The sequence below is a fragment of the Corynebacterium glyciniphilum AJ 3170 genome (assembly GCF_000626675.1).
Lineage (GTDB): Bacteria > Actinomycetota > Actinomycetes > Mycobacteriales > Mycobacteriaceae > Corynebacterium > Corynebacterium glyciniphilum.
This window is the reverse complement of record NZ_CP006842.1, coordinates 1,664,451-1,681,241: the sequence shown is the minus strand read 5'-3', so window position 1 is coordinate 1,681,241 and position 16,791 is coordinate 1,664,451. Positions and strand designations below refer to the sequence as shown.

Sequence of the window (16,791 nt, the reverse complement as noted above, 5' to 3'; positions counted from 1 at the left end):
ACCCGCTAGGTCTCAGAGCGCTGCACCCGTGACCGTTGTGGTGAACACCAGGCGTGACGGCCCTCTGAGCGTGGCGGGGATCTGCTGTCCGTCCTCGTCCGCGCCCACCGTGACGGCCACGTCCCCTCCGGGTACGGCGACGTGAACGGTTTCCTGCCACGCCTCCCGCACGCGTGCCTGATCGTTGAACCGGTCGGACAACGCAGCGACAGCGGCTGCGACAGTACCGGTACCGCAGGACAATGTTTCGCCGACTCCGCGCTCGTGCACCCGCATGTGCACACGTCCGTTGTCCAGCGCGGTCAGTATCTCCAGATTCACTCCCGCCGGGAAGAACGTCCGGTCATAGTCTGGACGCAGATCAACCCTGAGCTCCGCAAGTCCCGCAGGGGTGAGCCCGGGAACGACACAGGCCAGGTGAGGATTTCCCATGTCGACCCCGACACCGTCGTACCAGACACCGTCCAGTGCCCCACCCGAGCGGCCCATGATCTCCGGCACACCCATGTCCACACTGACCTCGGCGTCGGTGGCGGTGGCGGAGTGGATCCTCACGTCGCGGCGCCCGGCCCGGGTACCGACAGCCCAGGTTCCATCGGCGTTCCGGTAAGCCGGTGTCGTCAGAGACAATGCGCTGAGAGCATGCGCGAAAACGCGGACGCCGTTACCGCACATCTCCGCCACTGACCCGTCAGCGTTGCGGTAGTCCATGAACCAGTCCTCGTCCCCGACTCCGTCGGGCAGACATGCCAGGACGCCCTTGCGGACGAGGACACCTGCCGTGGCAATCCTGATCACACCGTCGGCACCGATCCCGCGATGGCGGTCAGCCAATGAGCGCACAAGGTCATCCGTGAGGTTCACTGCCGCCTCAGGGTCAGGAATCAGGAGAAAGTCATTACCAGTCCCGTGTCCCTTGATTACCTCAAACTGAGTGCTCTCATTCATGATCGAGAGTCTAGCTCCCCGACTCCCCCGCCGCCTCGTCCACTCTCGCGAGCAGGGCGTCCACCACCTGGCTGGAGATATCAGGAGCGGATGCGTCGAACCAGGTGATCCGAGGATCGCGCCGGAACCACGCCCGTTGACGACGGGCGTACCGACGGGTCCCCGTCACTGTGCGTTCGACGGCCTGGGCAAGGGTCAGCTCCCCAGCAAGGTAGTCGAGAACCTGTGCGTAACCGATGGCCTGGCCCGCTGTTGACGCCCGTCGCAGCCCCTGGTCCACCAGCGTGCGGACCTCCTGGACGAGTCCTTGCTCAAACATGCGGTTCACCCGGATCTCCAACCGCGGGTTCAACCATTCCGCCGTTGCGGAGAGGCCGACAATGGCTGTATCCCACCGTGTCGGGCGATTCTTCGGTGGCTGGGAGGCGGAGAATGGTCGGCCGGTGAGTTCAATGACCTCCAACGCCCGCACTGTGCGCCGCTGGTCCCGACTCTCGATGACCGCCGCCGCCTCCGGATCCCTCTGCGCCAGTACGGCGTGGAGTTGCTCTACGCCGAGACGGTCGCACTCCTGCTCCCACCGGCTCCGTACTCCCGCGTCCGTAGGGGGGAGGTCCCAGTCATCGAGGAGAGCCTGGACGTACATCATCGACCCTCCAACGACCACCGGTGTCCTTCCACGGCCCCGGATGGCCTCCACATCGGCGATAGCGGCGTTGCGGTAGCGGGCAACTGAGGCGGTCTCGGTGACATCGAGCACGTCAAGCTGATGATGGGGTATCCCGCGTCGGTGTTCGGGCAGAAGTTTCGCTGTGCCGATGTCCATTCCCCGGTACAACTGCATGGAGTCGATGTTGACGACCTCACCGTCAAGTGCCTCTGCCACGGCGAGTGCGGTGTCGGACTTCCCTGACCCCGTCGGCCCGACCACTGCTACCGGTCGGCACAGTCGCTGGTGTTCTGTCATGCCGCCTGAGTCTACGGCCGGTACCGACAGCGCGGTAATGGTACCCGACGGGGTCTGCCATAATGTCAGGTAGAACCATCAGCCGACCGAAGGACCATCGATGAACGCCCCGAAGCCCGGCCCCCGTCCCGGAGCACGTCCCGGGCCGCAGGCCGCCGCTGCCCCTGTCAGCACGACCGTCGCTCCCTCCGTGGAGGACGCCGCCGCCCACGGCCGCATCGACGATGCCGGTGTGGTGTGGCTCACGGTCTCCGCCACGGACGGAGACGGCCCGTCCGCGGAACGTCGCGTCGGTGAGTGGAAGGCAGGCACGGTCGCCGAAGGTCTCGCCCACTACGCGCGTCGCTTCGCCGATCTCGCCACCGAGGTGGAGGTCCTGGTCGCACGGCTGGGCACCCACCCGGAAGACGTCGCACGTGTTCGCAATGATGCGCGACGGCTGCGGGAAGGGCTACCCGACGCCGCAGTCCTCGGCGATGTCGCACGGCTCGACCGACGACTCTCAGAACTGCTGACCACGGCCGACCAGGTGGAGGCCCGGGTAGCGGAGCACCGTGTCGAACTGGTGGTAGAGGCGGAACGCATCGCCGATTCCGGTTCAGACTGGAAAGCAGACGGTGACCGTATCAAGGAGATCGGTGACCGTTGGAACTCCGCCGGCGGAGACCGCGCGGCCGGAAAAGCCCTGTCGGCGCGCTTCCGCGCGGCCCGCGAGACATTCAACAGTCGACGGGGCAGCCACTTCGCCGATCTCGATAAACAACGAGACGCTGCCCGTCGAGCGAAAGAGAAACTCGTTGCGCAGGCCGCTGCCTTGCAGGACTCGACGAACTGGAACGAGACTGCCCGGGCCTACCGCGACCTGATGACGGAGTGGAAGGCGGCAGGACGCGCCCGTCGTGCGGACGACGACCGGCTGTGGGCTGAGTTCCGACATGCGCAGGATGTCTTCTTCGGCGCTCGGGACGAAGACAATCGCCGCAAGGATGCTGAGTTCGAGCAGAATGCTCACGCCAAGCAGGCTCTCCTGGACGAGTACGACGCACGTATCGACCCCGCCGCTGATCAGGACCGTGCCCGTGACCTCCTGCGGGAACTCCAGGAGAAATGGGACGGGATCGGTTTCGTCCCCCGGGCCCGGGTCCAGGAGTTTGAGGACAAGATCGGAGCGTTGGAGTCTCGGGTCAGTGACTATGCCGAGCAGCAGTGGCGTAGGACCGATCCCGAGGTCGAAGCACGGGTCGCGCAGTTCCAGGCGAAAGTCGACCAGTTGACCGCGGAGGCGGACGCAGCCGAGGCAAAGGGCCGTCACGCCAAAGCCACGGACCTACGTGGCCAGGCAGAACAGTGGCGCTCCTGGGCACAAACAGCGGCCGAGGCCGCCCGCGACTAGTTTCTGTCTTCTCGGTCCTCCGGCTGGTCCGGAGTTTCATCGCCACTCGCGGCGTCATCGGTGTGCTCAGCCCGGTGCCGGCGGGCGCGGACCTTGTCCCTGCGGTCGTCAACGAGCTCGGTATCCTGCCGTGGTGCGAGACCGGTGCGCAGGACCAGTTGGGCGGCTCTCGACTCTTCGTCCTTCCCCGCTTCAGCACGCCGCTTGGCGGCGATCGCCTTCTGCACGGCGCCACGTCGCAACAGTCTGCTCGACAGGGCGACGAAGATCACCAGCATACCCACGAACCCCATGACGAGGCCGAAGGACGGGCCGTCACCTGGCTCTGTCGGCGGACGTGACTGACGCATACCGATTGCAAGCACCGCATAGACCCATCCGATTCCCGTCAAGGTCCAGTTGAGCCATGCCACCAGCGACGAGCGAGAGATCGCGGTCCCCAGTGTCAGCAGAACTCCGCCGACCAGGGCAAGCCACACGTACACGCGCTCAGGCAGTGTCGTGACGAACGTCTGTGCCGTGTCTGAATAGAACAGGACGTCGTATCCGTGCACCTCACCGGAATGTGGCATGAAGATCGACACGAGAACGACGATCATCCCGCACATCAGGACCGGCAACGAGGATCCCAGGACCATCGTCCCCGCGGCGCGCCGTTCGGCCTTGGCGAGGTCGCCTCCGGCATCGCGTTCAAGTTCTTCGAGGTGCTTGTTCAGCGCCTCGACACGCCGCCGGTTGATCGCCTCACGGCTTTCCCCGCTCTTGTTCACGGCTTTACTCACAACCACAGCCTCCACTCTGCGTCAACGGCATGGCAGGTCGTCCAATACCGGGGAGCCCCAGACCGACGCCAGCACCCACCGGACCGGTGGTGGGTGCAACGCCCGCCTCAGACATGTCGCCGGCGACCGTCCTCCGATGGGCGTGGACAGCAGAATCCGCCAGAAGGAAGTGTGGTGCCGAGCCCGTCACGGTCACCTCCACAACGTCACCGGGACGCACCGTCGTCTCCCCCGGAGAGAAGTGCACCAGGCGACCGTCGCGCGCACGCCCGGACATACGCCGCGTCTGCGCGTTCTTCCGACCGCCACCGTCCTGGACGAGGAGTTCGACTCGCCGGCCCACCTGGGCGGCATTGTCCTCGCCGCTGATGCGTTCCTGTAGTTGTTCCAGACGCTCGTAGCGGTCCTGGACCACAGCTTTGGGGATCTGGTCGGACAGCGATGCCGCCGGTGTCCCGGGGCGCGGGGAGTACTGGAACGTGTAGGCACTGGCGAAACGTGACTGCTCGACAACGCGCAGTGTCTCCTGGAAGTCCTCCTCTGTCTCACCGGGGAAGCCCACGATGATGTCGGTGGTGATGGCGGCCTCCGGCATCTTCTGGCGGACCTTCTCCAGAATTCCCAGGAATTTCTTCGACCGGTAGGACCGTCGCATGGCCTTGAGGATCCGGTCGGACCCGGACTGCAGAGGCATGTGCAGCTGCGGGCACACTGCCGGGGTCTCCACCATCGCGTCAATCACATCATCGGTGAACTCGGCAGGGTGAGGGCTGGTGAATCGCAGTCGCTCCAGCCCCTCGATCTCCCCACAGGCCCGGAGTAGCTTCGAAAACGCCGTCCGGTCACGGTCCAATGACGGATCGGAGAAATGCACGCCATAGGCGTTGACATTCTGCCCGAGCAACGTGACCTCGGTGACGCCCTGATCGACCAGCGCCTTTACCTCGGCGAGGATATCGCCGGGACGCCGGTCCTGTTCCTCACCACGGAGCGAGGGAACGATGCAGAAGGTGCACGTATTGTTGCAGCCGACCGACACACTCACCCACCCCGCGTAAGCGGACTCGCGCTTCGCCGGGAGGACGGACGGGAACTGTTCGAGCGAGTCGGCGATCTCCACTTCAGCACGGTTGTTGTGTGCACTGCGCGAGAGCAGAGCCGGCAGCGACCCCATGTTGTGCGTGCCGAAGACGACATCGACCCACGGAGCCTTGTCGACGACGACGTCCTTGTCCTTCTGCGCCATGCACCCACCGACAGCGATCTGCATGCCAGGGTTCTGGTCCTTGACTTCCTTGAGCTGGCCGAGCGTCCCGTACAGACGGTTATCGGCGTTCTCCCGCACTGCACAGGTATTGAACACCACGACGTCGGGAGTCGCTTCGCCGGCGACAGGAACATAACCGGAGTCTTCCAGCAGCCCCGACAATCGCTCGGAATCATGGACATTCATCTGACACCCGAAGGTGCGGACCTCGTACGTTCGGGTGCTCCGGCGGCCAGGCCGGGTCATTTCTGCAGTACTACGGGATTCAACCACGGTCCCCGAGTGTAGTCCAGCACCCCCGGGGAGACCGAACAGACACCCTTTACATACCAGGCCGGAACTGCGTATACCCGATGTTTACCAGATTGTAACGTGACTCAGACCTCACCGAGTTCCCCGAAATGGCAGAGATAACATTAGACTCCACCTATGACTGTTCAAGAGAATGCATCAAGCATGATCACCCTTACCGGGGTGAACAAGTACTTTGGCGACTTCCAGGCATTGAAGGACATCGACCTGGACATCCCCTCAGGTCAGGTGGTGGTGGTCCTGGGCCCGTCCGGTTCCGGCAAGTCCACCCTGTGCCGAACGATCAACCGGCTCGAAACCATTGACACCGGCGAGATCTACATCGACGGCGAGCTTCTCCCCGAGGAAGGCAAAGACCTCGCCCGGCTGCGATCGGACGTCGGCATGGTGTTCCAGTCCTTCAACCTCTTCAGCCACATGACCATCCGGGACAACGTCACCCTGGCTCCGATGAAGGTCCGGAAGACATCCAAGGCCGATGCCGCGAAGACCGCCGACCGCCTCCTCGATCGCGTCGGCATCGCCGTGCAGGCCGACAAGTACCCCGCACAGTTGTCCGGTGGTCAGCAACAACGCGTCGCCATCGCCCGTGCCCTGGCGATGGAGCCGAAGGTGATGCTCTTCGACGAGCCGACATCAGCGCTGGACCCCGAGATGATCAACGAGGTCCTCGACGTCATGGCTGATCTCGCCGCCGGCGGTATGACGATGGTCGTGGTCACCCACGAAATGGGCTTCGCCCGACGCGCCGCCGACCGCATCCTGTTCATGGCCGACGGCGCCATCGTCGAGGACACCGACCCGGAGACCTTCTTCACCAACCCGTCCTCTGACCGTGCCAAGGACTTCCTGGCGAAGATCGTCGGACACTAGGAGGTGGTGACATCCATGAAGACCCACAACAGCTTGCTGCGACGTGTCACCGCCACCGTCGTCATTGCCGCCGGAGCGATCAGCATGGCGGCCTGCGGCAACTCAGAACCACGCTCGCTGCTCAATGACATCGAGAACGGCAGCGTCACTCTCGGCACGAAGTTCGATCAGCCGGGGCTGGGCGAACGCACCCCGGAGAAAGAATTCGTAGGTATGGACGTCGATGTCTCGCGGTACGTCATCACGTACATCGCGGACAAGCACGGCTGGGACGTGCCTGACATGGAATGGAGGGAGACCCCGTCATCCCAGCGTGAGACACTGATCAACAACGGCGAGGTCAATATGATCACCGCGAGCTATTCCATCAATGCGGGACGTCTTGCCGCCGTTGATTTCGCCGGCCCGTACATGGTCACCCACCAGGGCCTTCTCATCGAAGCCGATACAGGCATCACAGGACTCGCCGACGTCAAGGACGGCATGCGCCTGTGCTCGGTGTCCGGTTCCACCCCGGCCCAGAAAGTCAAGGAAGCCCTCCCCGGAGTCCAGCTGCAGGAGTTCGACACCTACGCAGCCTGCGCAGAAGGCGTCAAGCAAGGCGTCGTAGATGCGCTGACGACGGACGCGACGATCCTCGCGGGTTTCGCGGAACGATACAAGGAACGCTACAACGACGACTTCCGCGTCATCCAACTGCAGAATCCGGACGGTTCCTTCTGGACGGACGAGCACTACGGCATCGGTCTCCCCAAGGGAGACGGCACTGACCGGGAGGCCGTCAATGAGGCGCTGGAGGAGATGTACGACTCCGGTGCATTTGAAGAGATCGTCAAGGACAACCTCGGGGAGGACTTCGAGATCGGGCCCAAGCCTGACATCGGTGACCTCTCGTTCACGGAAGACTGAATCCACCACTGAAAGGAAGGAGGTACCGACATGAATCCCGATCTCTGGGCCGAGATGGGCCCGCAGCTGTTACCGGTGTTCTGGGTCACCATCAAGCTCACCCTCTGGTCGGCCGTTGGCGCGCTCATCCTCGGCACGATCCTCACTGCGATGCGTGTCTGCCCTGTCGGCATCCTGCGCACGGTCGCGACCGTCTACATCAATACCGTCCGCAACACTCCCCTGACCCTCATCGCCTTGTTGATGGCGCTGGGGCTCTACTACCAGCTGAACCTACTGCTCGCGTCGAACTCCAGCGAGAGTTTCATCGAGCAGCAGAACTTCCGACTCGCGGTATTGGCGTTCATCCTCTACACCTCAACCTTTGTGGCGGAGTCTCTCCGGTCGGGCATCAATACCGTGCCTTTCGGCCAGGCAGAGGCCGCGCGGTCCCTTGGGCTGAACTTCACACAGAATTTCCGGTACGTCGTCTTCCCCCAAGCCTTCCGTGGCGCCATCGTCCCCTTGGGTAATACGCTGATCGCCCTGATCAAGAACACGACGATCGCCTCAGTCATCGGCGTGGGGGAAGCGTCCCTGTTGATGAAGACCATGACGGAGAACTATGCCAGTGACCTGCTCGTCATCTTCGCAATCATCGCCGCAGGATTCATCATCCTCACCCTGCCTACCGGGCTGCTGTTCGGTTGGGCCGGCAAGCGTTGGGCGGTGAAGCGCTGATGTCTACACGTGCGACAGTCCTGTACGACACTCCCGGCCCCAAGGCCGTGAAATTCAACCGTATCCTCACCGTGGCGACAGTCGTTGTCCTGCTCCTGATCCTGGCCTCTGTGCTGTGGAAACTCGGAGACGGAGGCCAGCTGGACAAGGACAAGTGGGAGATCTTCTTCTACTCCACCACATGGACGACCTACATCCTTCCCGGCCTCCTCAACACCATTGTCGCGGCAGTATTCTCCATCATCCTGGCCCTCCTCATCGGAGCAGTGCTGGGCATCGGCCGCCTCTCCACTGTCCGCGCAGTCCGATGGATCTGCGGCATCATCGTCGAATTCTTCCGTGCTATCCCGGTCCTGGTGCTGATGCTGTTCGCCTACGCACTCTTCGGTCTTTACGCGGTGTTTCCGTCGTCGATGATGGGCTTCGCGGCGGTGGTCTTCGCCTTGACGATGTACAACGGATCGGTGATCGCCGAGGTCCTGCGCTCCGGTATCGAGTCTCTGCCGAAGGGACAGTCTGAAGCGGCCTCGGCGCTTGGTCTCTCCTGGGGCCAGACGATGCGTAAGATTCTTCTGCCGCAGGCGGTTGCTGCCATGCTCCCGGCTATCGTCTCGCAGATGGTCATCGCCTTGAAGGATTCTGCCTTGGGTTACATGATCGGATTCGTCGAGGTCGTCCGGTCCGGACGCCAGCTCGGTGAATTCTACGGAGCGATGCTTCCTGCCCTGCTGGTCACCGCAGCGATCATGATCCTGATCAACTTCGGGCTCTCCAAGCTGGCTGAACGTATCGAACAGCAGCTGCGCGCCGGTCGTGCCCGTCGGAATATTGCGGCGAAGGTCCCGCACCAGAAAGATCAGGGCATCGACACGAAGGACACGGTGAATGTCGACTGGCATGCGGAGGGACACAAGGACCTCAGATCAACAGCTGACTAGGTGCGCTACCGCGAGGGGCATCCGCCGAGTTCTTCGATTCTGAGCTCGAGGGCTTCCCGGGCCACCTTGAGGCTCCGCCCCTCCGGAAAGCCTCGCCTCGCCGCTACCCCCACGATGCGGCGGAGAGCCTTGTCGTATTCTCGTCGGTCAGCGGGCACCTGGGACACGGTGCCCGCTTTCTTGGTGACCACCTCCCGTAGGATGGCGTCCTGGTCATTCTCGTCAATCTGGTCGAGCGCCCCTTCAATGACCGGAGCAGGGACCCCCTTGTCAACCAGCTCACGTCGAAGAACGGACACAGACTTTCGTTGGTTCTGCTGACGCTGCCTGACCCACTCGTGGGCGAAACGTGCGTCGTCGAGCATCCCGTTGGCGATGCATCGTTCGATCACCAAGTCCACCAGGTCGGGATCAACAGTTTCACCGTCCGCGCCCGTGGTGTCGGACAGCCGGCGGCGGAGCTCCTCCACCGACCGGTCCCGGTGGCTGATAAGACGGGTCGCCTTACTTTTCAACGGGGCAAGATGCTCCTCCAACCGCTCGTCGATGATGTCACCATTGCCCTCACCTCGCTGGACTGCTGCGATAGCAGCCTGAAGCTGTTCAATGGTGAACGCAGCGTCGCCATCAGTCTGAGACATCCGACCCGCCCGACCTAGTCGTCATCCTCATCGTCGAAGGTGGGGACCACGCTGATCGGAACATTGTCGGGGTCCTCGATGCCAGGCACGTCCATGGTTCCCTCGTCCTCCGCCGCTACCGGAGCGTCCGAATTGCCGGCAGCATACGGCCCGACCTGCAGGGTACGCATGATGCTGTCCTCGATCTCGGCAGACAAGTCAGGGTTGCTCTTGAGGAACTCGCGTGCCTTTTCCTTGCCCTGGCCCAGCTGGTCGCCCTTGTAGGTGTACCAGGACCCGGACTTCTTCACCAGACCGTTATCCACACCGAGGTCGATGATCGACCCTTCGCGGGAGACGCCCTCCCCGTAGAGGATGTCGAACTCGGCGATCTTGAACGGCGGGGAGACCTTGTTCTTCACGATCTTCATCTTGGTGCGGTTACCGACCGCATCCTGCCCGTCCTTCAGCGTCTGGATCCGTCGGACGTCACAGCGCACGGAGGCGTAGAACTTCAGCGCCTTACCACCGGTGGTGGTCTCCGGGGAGCCGAACATGACACCGATCTTCTCGCGGAGCTGGTTGATGAAGATCGCGGTGGTGCCGGTCTGGTGCAGGGCACCGGTCATCTTGCGCAATGCCTGGCTCATCAGACGTGCCTGGAGGCCGACGTGGCTGTCACCCATGTCGCCGTCGATCTCGGCCTTCGGAGTCAACGCAGCCACCGAGTCGACCACGATGATGTCGATGGCGCCTGATCGCACGAGCATGTCGGCGATCTCCAGCGCCTGCTCGCCGGTATCGGGCTGCGACACCAGGAGGTTGTCGGTATCGACGCCCAGCTTCTTGGCGTAATCCGGATCCAGTGCGTGTTCAGCGTCAACAAAGGCGGCAATTCCTCCCGCTTTCTGCGCTTCCGCGATCGCATGCAGGGCCACCGTTGTCTTACCGGAGGACTCCGGGCCGTAGATCTCGACGACACGCCCGCGGGGGAAGCCACCGAGGCCGAGTGCCACGTTGATCGCGATATTTCCCGACGAGATAACCTGGATCGGAGGGCGGTTGTCGTCGCCCAGACGCATCACCGCCCCTTTGCCGAAATCTTTCTCGATCTGCGACATCGCCAGATCAAGTGCCTTCTGACGATCAGCACCGGCGTTACCGGAGGTACTCTTCTTCTTGGTGGCCATGTGCCCTCATTTCCGTTCTCGTTCTCGACACTGCCGGTAAGCAGCGGCCGTTGTTCCCTCAGTGCAGAGAGACTCTCCGGGCTCCCCGGAGGTTCCCTCCAAGGGGCTGTCGGCATCGAAGAATACATCTACCGTGCCGAGTGGACACACCAGACAATACACGAACCTGTGTTCGATAACAGATGGCGCGCGGCGGACGGGCGGGTCGCGCGGTCAGATGTCCTCACCGAGACGACGTTCCGGCGGTACGTCAAAGTCATCACACAACGCCAACCACACATCTCTCAGGTCGCGCCCCTGTTCGATCAACTCCCCGGGTGTCGCCCCCAGCTCCGCCAGGACGTGGCTCCCGGCAATCCAGCTACCGAAAGAGTCCCCGAACTCCCCGTGGACAAGTCGGTCGAACTCGGTACGTCGCATGGCCACCACGCTAACAGACGCGCTACGGGCACCACGATCTTGAACGGCGTACAAGTTTGGGTCTAGAGTTCTTCACATGGTGAATTCATCGACCCGTCCCCGGGCGTTACCCGCGCGCCGGTCCCCTGCCGCGGACATCGCTCTCATGGCGACCTTCGCCGCACTGATCATCGTGCTCGGAGCCGTGACAATTCCCGTCGGCGCACTCGGTGTACCCATCGTCCTGCAGAATATGGGGGTGGCTCTGACAGCCATGATCCTCGGATGGAAGCGTGGCGGACTTGCCGTGGCACTGTTCATTGCCGTCGGCTTCGTCGGCGTCCCGAACATGGCCGGTTGGAAACCTGCTCTCGCTGCCGTGGCAGGGCCGACGGTCGGATACGTCCTCGGGTACATCGTGTCGGCCCTCGTCATCGGGGCGATCGCCCAGTATGCGCCACACCGTCACCTCGGACGTGTCGTCGTTTTCATCGTCGCGGGGATCGTCGGAGTCTGTGTACAGTACCTCTGCGGCAGTGTAGGGCTGGTGCTCCGCACCGGCATGGACTTCACCGGTGCGCTCGTGTCGAACACGCCGTTCATTCCCGGTGACATCATCAAGGTGCTTGTCGCTGCCGTCATCGCCGCTGCGGTCGTCCGTGCGGTCCCCGACCTTCTCCCCTCACCCCGGCACACCGGAGCGGTGCAGTGACTGTCAGCTTCCGTGATGCGTCGGTCACCGTTGACGGCACAACCATCCTGCACCCGGTCAGCCTGGAGCTCACGGAGCAGCGCATCAGCATCATCGGCGCAAACGGGTCAGGTAAGTCAACTCTGATCCGGATGATCAACGGACTGACGGCGGCGACGTCCGGCTCCGTGGCCGTCAACGGCGTTCCCGTCGGCCGTCGGGGGAGGAAGGTGCGCGGGGTTGTCGGCTTCCTGTTCTCTGACCCGGACAATCAGATCATCATGCCCAGCGTCGCCGAAGACATCGCCTTCTCGCTCCGTGGAGCGGGTCTGACACGTGATCAGGTCGCTGAACGGGTCACTGCGTCATTGACCATGGCGGGCCTGGCAGGCAAGGAGGAGCAGTCTCCTCACCTGCTCTCCGGAGGTGAGAAGCAGATGTTGGCGCTGGCGTCGATCACCGCTCTCACTCCACAGGTCATCGTCGCCGATGAACCATCCTGTCTCCTCGACCTCGTCAACCGCAACCGGCTCAGAAAGACCCTGGATTCTCTCTCACAACAAGTCATCACGGTCACCCACGACCTGGAGCTTGCGGCCGATGCGGAACGCACGATCTGTGTCGGGAACGGCCGTGTCATTGACGACGGGAGTCCGGAGAAAGTCATATCCGCCTATGTCCGGCGGATGAACGAGGCCAGCACATCATGATTAGCCCCTCACGTGTACCACTCGGTGTCTACCATCCCGGTACCTCTCTCCTCCACCGCGCCACGCCCGGAACCAAGCTGGCCGTACTCAGCGTCTTCCTGGTCGTGTCTGCAGTCGCCGTGGACTCGTGGGTCGGCGGAGCAGTAAGTGTCGCTTTCGTGGCCCTCGCTGCACTCGTAGGCCGCCTTCCTCCCCGACTGTTGATGCGTCAGGTAGCCGGCGCACTGCCCCTCCTGATTTTCCTCGGGCTCATGCTCTGGTGGAGAGCCGACGGCTACCAAGCCGTCACCATGGTGCTGGTCCTGTTCGCTGCTGTCACTGGAGCTGTCACACTCACGCTGACGACCCGTGTCTCAGAACTGATGGATACTTTCGACCGCCTCCTGGCCCCCTGTGCACGTATCGGAGTTCCGGTCGAGCAGGTCAGTCTGGCACTCACGCTGACAATCAGACTCATTCCGCTGCAGGTCCAGGCGGTTAATGACGTCCTGGATGCACGGCGCGCCCGGGGAAACCCCTCAGTCGGACTGTCGCTGACCGCGTTCGGGGTACCTGTGATCGTCAGAACGATTCTCCGTGCCCGGGCGATCGCCGATGCTCTGCGGGCCCGCGGCGCAGCAGACTGAATCCCGTGCCCGCGCGCAACCCCGGCTGACGACAAACGCAGCCATGTTTTCAGGAGGCTGGGATCTCTCTCCTGCGGCGAGGCACACGTTTGACTTCCACGCCTCCCATGACGGCGACACCGCGCACCCGGACCACGGGGGCATCCGTCGGCAGGTCACGCGAACTCCGTGTCACCGACTTCGCGCGCGCACTGCCGAAACCGCCCATCAGACCGACGCCGTGCTCGATGACGCGCACGTCCTCCGGCACGAGTACCTGGACCCCGCCCATCACCGCGGTCACGGTGATCACTGTCTCCGGCGCCTCAAAAACAGCATCGCGAAGATCAACGAGAGCTCCACCCATGACCGCCATCACCCGGTGCGAGTGCGCGCAGGCCCATTCCCCCTTCTTCTCGGCACCTGAGAACACCGCTACGGTCCAGGCAGAACCCGGCGAACCGGTAATGCGGGCATCTACTGGCCCGGCGGTCGTCAGTCCATGGGCAGGAGCCAGACCGGTGGACCGTCGTTCTGCCCGCGGCAGGGCCACGCCGCTCCTGTCTCCAAGTACGACCGCCATCGGGTCAACGACTATATCGTCCAGAAGGTCGGCGAGGCATGTACGGGAGGGCGCACTCCAGGCCACTGCCGATCGCTCCTCGAACTCCCCCAGGTCGATCTGTCCGCGGCCTGTCGCATCAGACAACTCCGCCAGGACGCGCTCCCTGTCTGCCGTTGTTGCACGCAGAGAACGCTCCCCGTCAGTCCCGGAACTACGGTCACTCGGTGTCGCCATGTGACGTACACTACCCCACCCTGGCCCACCGTCTCAGTTCCCGACAGCTGGCCCGATGCTACTCGCCCCGAAGCTCCCGCATCTTCTGGGCGACGGCATCACTGTTGACTGCCTGTGCCTGGGGCTGTGCCTGATTGATCGCCTGCTGGGGGTTGTCGCCGCCCGCCACGGCGTTCTGGCCCGAGTTTCCCGAGCCCATCTCCGCACGTAGCTGCTCTAGACGGGAATGACCGGCCATCTGCACACCCGCCTGCTCGACCTCAGCCATACGGCCCTGGACGGAGTTCTCCGCCAGTTCAGCCTGTCCCAGCGCATTGGAGTACCGCCGCTCGATCTTCTCGCGGACCTGGTCCAGGTTCGGTGAATCCGCGCTGGCGGCACGGTCCATCGACTGCAGCGACTCCGCAACCTTCTCCTGCATCTTCGCCTGCTCCAGCTGACTCAACAGCTTTGTACGCTCAGACACCTTCTGCTGAAGCTGCATGGAGTTGCGCTCGACGGCCTTCTTCGCCTGGTCTGCCTGCTGCAGCGACTGGTCGTGGAGCTGCTTCATGTCCTCCACAGACTGCTCTGCCGTCACCAGCTGAGCGGCGAAAGCCTCCGCCGCATTCTCGTACTCGACAGCCTTCTGGTTGTCCCCTTCAGAACGCGCCTTATCGGACAACGTCAGTGCCTGTTTAGTGTTGGCCTGGAGCTTTTCGATCTCCGCCAGCTGGCGGTTCAGCTTCATCTCGAGCTGCCGCTGGTTACCGATGACGGCGGCCGCCTGCTGCGACAACTGCCGGTGCTGGTTCTGCGCCTCGCGGATGGCCTGTTCAATCTGCACCTTCGGGTCGGCATTCTCCTCGATCTTCGAGTCGAACAGCGCCATAAGGTACTTCCAGGCCTTAGAGAACGGGTTTGCCATGAGTCTGAACGTCTCCTTCGGACGGGGCGGGGCAGTCGCAGGGTTGTTGTGAACCAGGAAAGTATATCAGTGGGAGGCCACGGACACCGGCTCGACCGGCGTTGCCGCGGTAAGTTCCGCCGCAGCAGCATCGAACGCCATCATCGCAGCAGCCTCGATGATGACCTGCGACACCCGGATCCCCAGCGCCATGCAGACGCTGGCCAGGAGTTCCGAGGACACTTCCTTGCGGCCACGCTCCAGTTCCGAGAGGTAGCCCGGGCTCACGTTCGCGGCAACGGCAAGCTCGCGGAGGGTGCGGTGGGAATCCTCGCGGAAGCCGCGGAGCGTCGCTCCTAGGGCCTCGCGCAGGAGTGGTTCGGCGAGGGTCGTTGAGACCGCGTCAACTCCCGCCAAGTCGACGTCGGGTCGTTCTTTCTCGAGTACCGAAGTGTGCTTTGCCATCACCGTCTCCAACGGTTGGGGATCCCATTTTGTTCCCGTTCAAGTCTAGTCCACCGTCTCTACCGGCGTCGCGGTAACCGCGACTCGGGAACTCCTACCCGTCATCCGCGGCCGCGGTAAGAGCATCCAGGGCGTCGACGGCATCCACGGCCAGTGACAGTGCGCGAGCGGTCGCCGCTGACCGGATCACCCCCCGCCGGTCCTGACCCGGCTGCCGTGGCGAACTGAGCTCGGCGTCGTCGAGAGACACCACGTGGTCAATCGCTCCTTCCCCATGGCGGGACGGGGACCACACCGCAACATAGACCTCACCCACGGGGTGACCGTCCTGACTGTCGGGGCCGGCGACGCCAGTGACACCGAGACCGATGTCAGCGCCACACCGGCTCACCGCGCCTCTCGCTAAGGCCCGGGCGACATCGGGATCGACGGGCCCCCGGGCCGACAACAATGACTCATCGACGCCCGCGAGCGTCGCCTTGAGGTCCGTCGCGTACACGACGAGTCCGCCCCGAAGCACGGCCGACGCACCGGCGACGCCGGCAATGGTCGAGGCAATGTCGCCGGCAGTCAACGACTCCGCGGTCGCGACCGTGACCCCCGCCGACGTCGCGGAAGATACGAGGCGGCGCGCGAGAATCGTGGGAAGGAGCGGGCCCGACGGATCAGGCATCGGCGCGGTTCCGGGAATCCAGGAGATACTGCACGCCGGTTACCACGGTCACCAGGACCGCCACAGCGACCAGTGGGTAGGTGAGCCAGTTGGTCCAGTCCGGCAGCGGCGCGATCACCATGGCAACGGCCAGCGTCTGCAACACGGTCTTGAGCTTTCCGCCCTTCGACGCCGGAACAACTTTGCCCTTACGCGCCAGTATCATCCGCCATACCGTGATGCCGAGTTCCCGGAAGACGATGACAACGGTGACGGGCCACCACAAGTCGCCCAGAATATTGAGCGACACCATCGCCGAGATCATCAGCGCCTTGTCGGCGATCGGGTCAGCGAGCTTCCCGTAGTCGGTGATCACCTCGTAACGACGGGCGAGGAAGCCGTCCAGCTGATCAGTGGCCATGAGCACACAGAAGGACAACAGGGCCCACCAGCGCAGCGCGCTGTCAAGGTCCCGTTCCCCCGCCAATGGCCCGGCCGCGATCAACAGCCAGACGAAGACCGGAATCAGGACGATCCGGACCGTGGTCAGGACATTCGGGAGGTTGAACCGGTGGACGGCGCGACCGAACTGCGACCTACCGGCACCGACCGGTGCCCCGTGGTGGCCGCTGTTGTCGTTCTCGTCACTGTTCTGCATCTCGTGC

At 63.4% G+C, this 16,791-nt stretch carries 20 protein-coding genes; 8 read left to right on the top strand and 12 right to left on the bottom strand.

All coding sequences use genetic code 11. From position 1 onward, the window contains the following. Positions 1 to 12: 12 nt before the first annotated feature. Together dapF and miaA are read right to left on the bottom strand one after the other, a co-directional pair. Positions 13 to 948: a diaminopimelate epimerase gene (gene dapF / locus CGLY_RS07900; RefSeq protein WP_038548299.1), complete on the bottom strand. Its 936-nt coding sequence runs from the start codon at positions 946 to 948 to the stop codon at positions 13 to 15. A gap of 10 nt (positions 949 to 958) precedes the next feature. Then, complete coding sequence (gene miaA, locus CGLY_RS07895; protein ID WP_407080809.1) at positions 959 to 1,897, bottom strand: tRNA (adenosine(37)-N6)-dimethylallyltransferase MiaA; 939 nt, start codon at positions 1,895 to 1,897, stop codon at positions 959 to 961. A gap of 118 nt (positions 1,898 to 2,015) precedes the next feature. On the opposite strand from miaA, the gene CGLY_RS07890 reads away from it, so the two are divergent. Beyond that, positions 2,016 to 3,308, top strand: a complete 1,293-nt coding sequence (locus CGLY_RS07890) for a DUF349 domain-containing protein (protein WP_038548294.1) — start codon at positions 2,016 to 2,018, stop codon at positions 3,306 to 3,308. Here the strand turns inward: CGLY_RS07890 and CGLY_RS07885 are convergent. Further along, a complete protein-coding gene (locus CGLY_RS07885) occupies positions 3,305 to 4,090 on the bottom strand; it encodes an Rv2732c family membrane protein (RefSeq protein ID WP_144313654.1) in 786 nt (261 codons plus the stop codon). The genes CGLY_RS07890 and CGLY_RS07885 overlap by 4 nt on opposite strands. Then, positions 4,083 to 5,603 (bottom strand): tRNA (N6-isopentenyl adenosine(37)-C2)-methylthiotransferase MiaB, encoded by a 1,521-nt coding sequence (gene miaB, locus CGLY_RS07880; RefSeq protein ID WP_038548291.1) that lies wholly within the window; start codon positions 5,601 to 5,603, stop codon positions 4,083 to 4,085. Before miaB ends, CGLY_RS07885 begins: the two co-directional genes overlap by 8 nt. Positions 5,604 to 5,813: 210 nt before the next feature. On the opposite strand from miaB, the gene gluA reads away from it, so the two are divergent. Genes gluA through CGLY_RS07860 form a run of 4 tightly spaced genes read left to right on the top strand, consistent with a single transcriptional unit; the run spans position 5,814 to position 9,109 of the window. Then, positions 5,814 to 6,542 carry a glutamate ABC transporter ATP-binding protein GluA gene (gluA, locus tag CGLY_RS07875; RefSeq protein WP_038548288.1) on the top strand — a complete coding sequence of 243 codons (729 nt, stop codon included), beginning with the start codon at positions 5,814 to 5,816 and terminating at the stop codon, positions 6,540 to 6,542. Between the two features lie 15 nt (positions 6,543 to 6,557). Next, complete coding sequence (locus tag CGLY_RS07870; protein ID WP_038548286.1) at positions 6,558 to 7,451, top strand: transporter substrate-binding domain-containing protein; 894 nt, start codon at positions 6,558 to 6,560, stop codon at positions 7,449 to 7,451. A 30-nt stretch (positions 7,452 to 7,481) separates the two neighbouring features. Continuing rightward, the gene (locus tag CGLY_RS07865) at positions 7,482 to 8,171 is read left to right on the top strand and encodes an amino acid ABC transporter permease (protein ID WP_038548283.1); all 690 of its coding nucleotides are present in this window, start codon (positions 7,482 to 7,484) and stop codon (positions 8,169 to 8,171) included. Next, a complete protein-coding gene (locus CGLY_RS07860) occupies positions 8,171 to 9,109 on the top strand; it encodes an amino acid ABC transporter permease (RefSeq protein ID WP_038548281.1) in 939 nt (312 codons plus the stop codon). The genes CGLY_RS07865 and CGLY_RS07860 overlap by 1 nt, the downstream gene beginning before the upstream one ends. A gap of 5 nt (positions 9,110 to 9,114) precedes the next feature. Here CGLY_RS07860 and CGLY_RS07855 read toward each other — a convergent pair whose 3' ends face one another. The 3 genes from CGLY_RS07855 to CGLY_RS07845 all read right to left on the bottom strand — a co-directional run bounded on the left by CGLY_RS07855 (position 9,115) and on the right by CGLY_RS07845 (position 11,339). Continuing rightward, on the bottom strand, positions 9,115 to 9,750 hold the full coding sequence (locus tag CGLY_RS07855) for a regulatory protein RecX (protein WP_038548278.1): 636 nt from the start codon (positions 9,748 to 9,750) through the stop codon (positions 9,115 to 9,117). Between the two features lie 14 nt (positions 9,751 to 9,764). Continuing rightward, positions 9,765 to 10,919 carry a recombinase RecA gene (gene recA, locus CGLY_RS07850; RefSeq protein WP_038548276.1) on the bottom strand — a complete coding sequence of 385 codons (1,155 nt, stop codon included), beginning with the start codon at positions 10,917 to 10,919 and terminating at the stop codon, positions 9,765 to 9,767. Between the two features lie 213 nt (positions 10,920 to 11,132). Beyond that, entirely contained in the window at positions 11,133 to 11,339 is a 207-nt protein-coding gene (locus CGLY_RS07845; protein ID WP_038548273.1) for a DUF3046 domain-containing protein, read from the bottom strand. A gap of 76 nt (positions 11,340 to 11,415) precedes the next feature. Here CGLY_RS07845 and CGLY_RS07840 point away from each other — a divergent pair, with 76 nt between their 5' ends. The 3 genes from CGLY_RS07840 to CGLY_RS07830 are packed head-to-tail and all read left to right on the top strand — an operon-like array spanning position 11,416 to position 13,345. Further along, positions 11,416 to 12,030, top strand: a complete 615-nt coding sequence (locus CGLY_RS07840) for a biotin transporter BioY (RefSeq protein ID WP_038548270.1) — start codon at positions 11,416 to 11,418, stop codon at positions 12,028 to 12,030. Continuing rightward, positions 12,027 to 12,719 carry an energy-coupling factor ABC transporter ATP-binding protein gene (locus tag CGLY_RS07835; protein WP_038548267.1) on the top strand — a complete coding sequence of 231 codons (693 nt, stop codon included), beginning with the start codon at positions 12,027 to 12,029 and terminating at the stop codon, positions 12,717 to 12,719. The genes CGLY_RS07840 and CGLY_RS07835 overlap by 4 nt, the downstream gene beginning before the upstream one ends. Next, positions 12,716 to 13,345 (top strand): energy-coupling factor transporter transmembrane component T family protein, encoded by a 630-nt coding sequence (locus tag CGLY_RS07830; protein WP_038548264.1) that lies wholly within the window; start codon positions 12,716 to 12,718, stop codon positions 13,343 to 13,345. The genes CGLY_RS07835 and CGLY_RS07830 overlap by 4 nt, the downstream gene beginning before the upstream one ends. A 49-nt stretch (positions 13,346 to 13,394) precedes the next feature. Here CGLY_RS07830 and CGLY_RS07825 read toward each other — a convergent pair whose 3' ends face one another. The 5 genes from CGLY_RS07825 to pgsA all read right to left on the bottom strand — a co-directional run bounded on the left by CGLY_RS07825 (position 13,395) and on the right by pgsA (position 16,784). Continuing rightward, complete coding sequence (locus tag CGLY_RS07825; protein WP_038548263.1) at positions 13,395 to 14,123, bottom strand: DUF1707 SHOCT-like domain-containing protein; 729 nt, start codon at positions 14,121 to 14,123, stop codon at positions 13,395 to 13,397. Between the two features lie 58 nt (positions 14,124 to 14,181). Beyond that, a complete protein-coding gene (locus tag CGLY_RS07820) occupies positions 14,182 to 15,030 on the bottom strand; it encodes a PspA/IM30 family protein (RefSeq protein ID WP_038548260.1) in 849 nt (282 codons plus the stop codon). 66 nt (positions 15,031 to 15,096) lie between these two features. Continuing rightward, a complete protein-coding gene (locus tag CGLY_RS07815; protein ID WP_038548257.1) occupies positions 15,097 to 15,474 on the bottom strand; it encodes a helix-turn-helix domain-containing protein in 378 nt (125 codons plus the stop codon). A gap of 94 nt (positions 15,475 to 15,568) precedes the next feature. Then, entirely contained in the window at positions 15,569 to 16,147 is a 579-nt protein-coding gene (locus tag CGLY_RS07810) for a CinA family protein (RefSeq protein ID WP_052539884.1), read from the bottom strand. Further along, positions 16,140 to 16,784 carry a CDP-diacylglycerol--glycerol-3-phosphate 3-phosphatidyltransferase gene (gene pgsA, locus CGLY_RS07805; protein WP_038548254.1) on the bottom strand — a complete coding sequence of 215 codons (645 nt, stop codon included), beginning with the start codon at positions 16,782 to 16,784 and terminating at the stop codon, positions 16,140 to 16,142. Before pgsA ends, CGLY_RS07810 begins: the two co-directional genes overlap by 8 nt. Between the last annotated feature and the right edge of the window lie 7 nt (positions 16,785 to 16,791).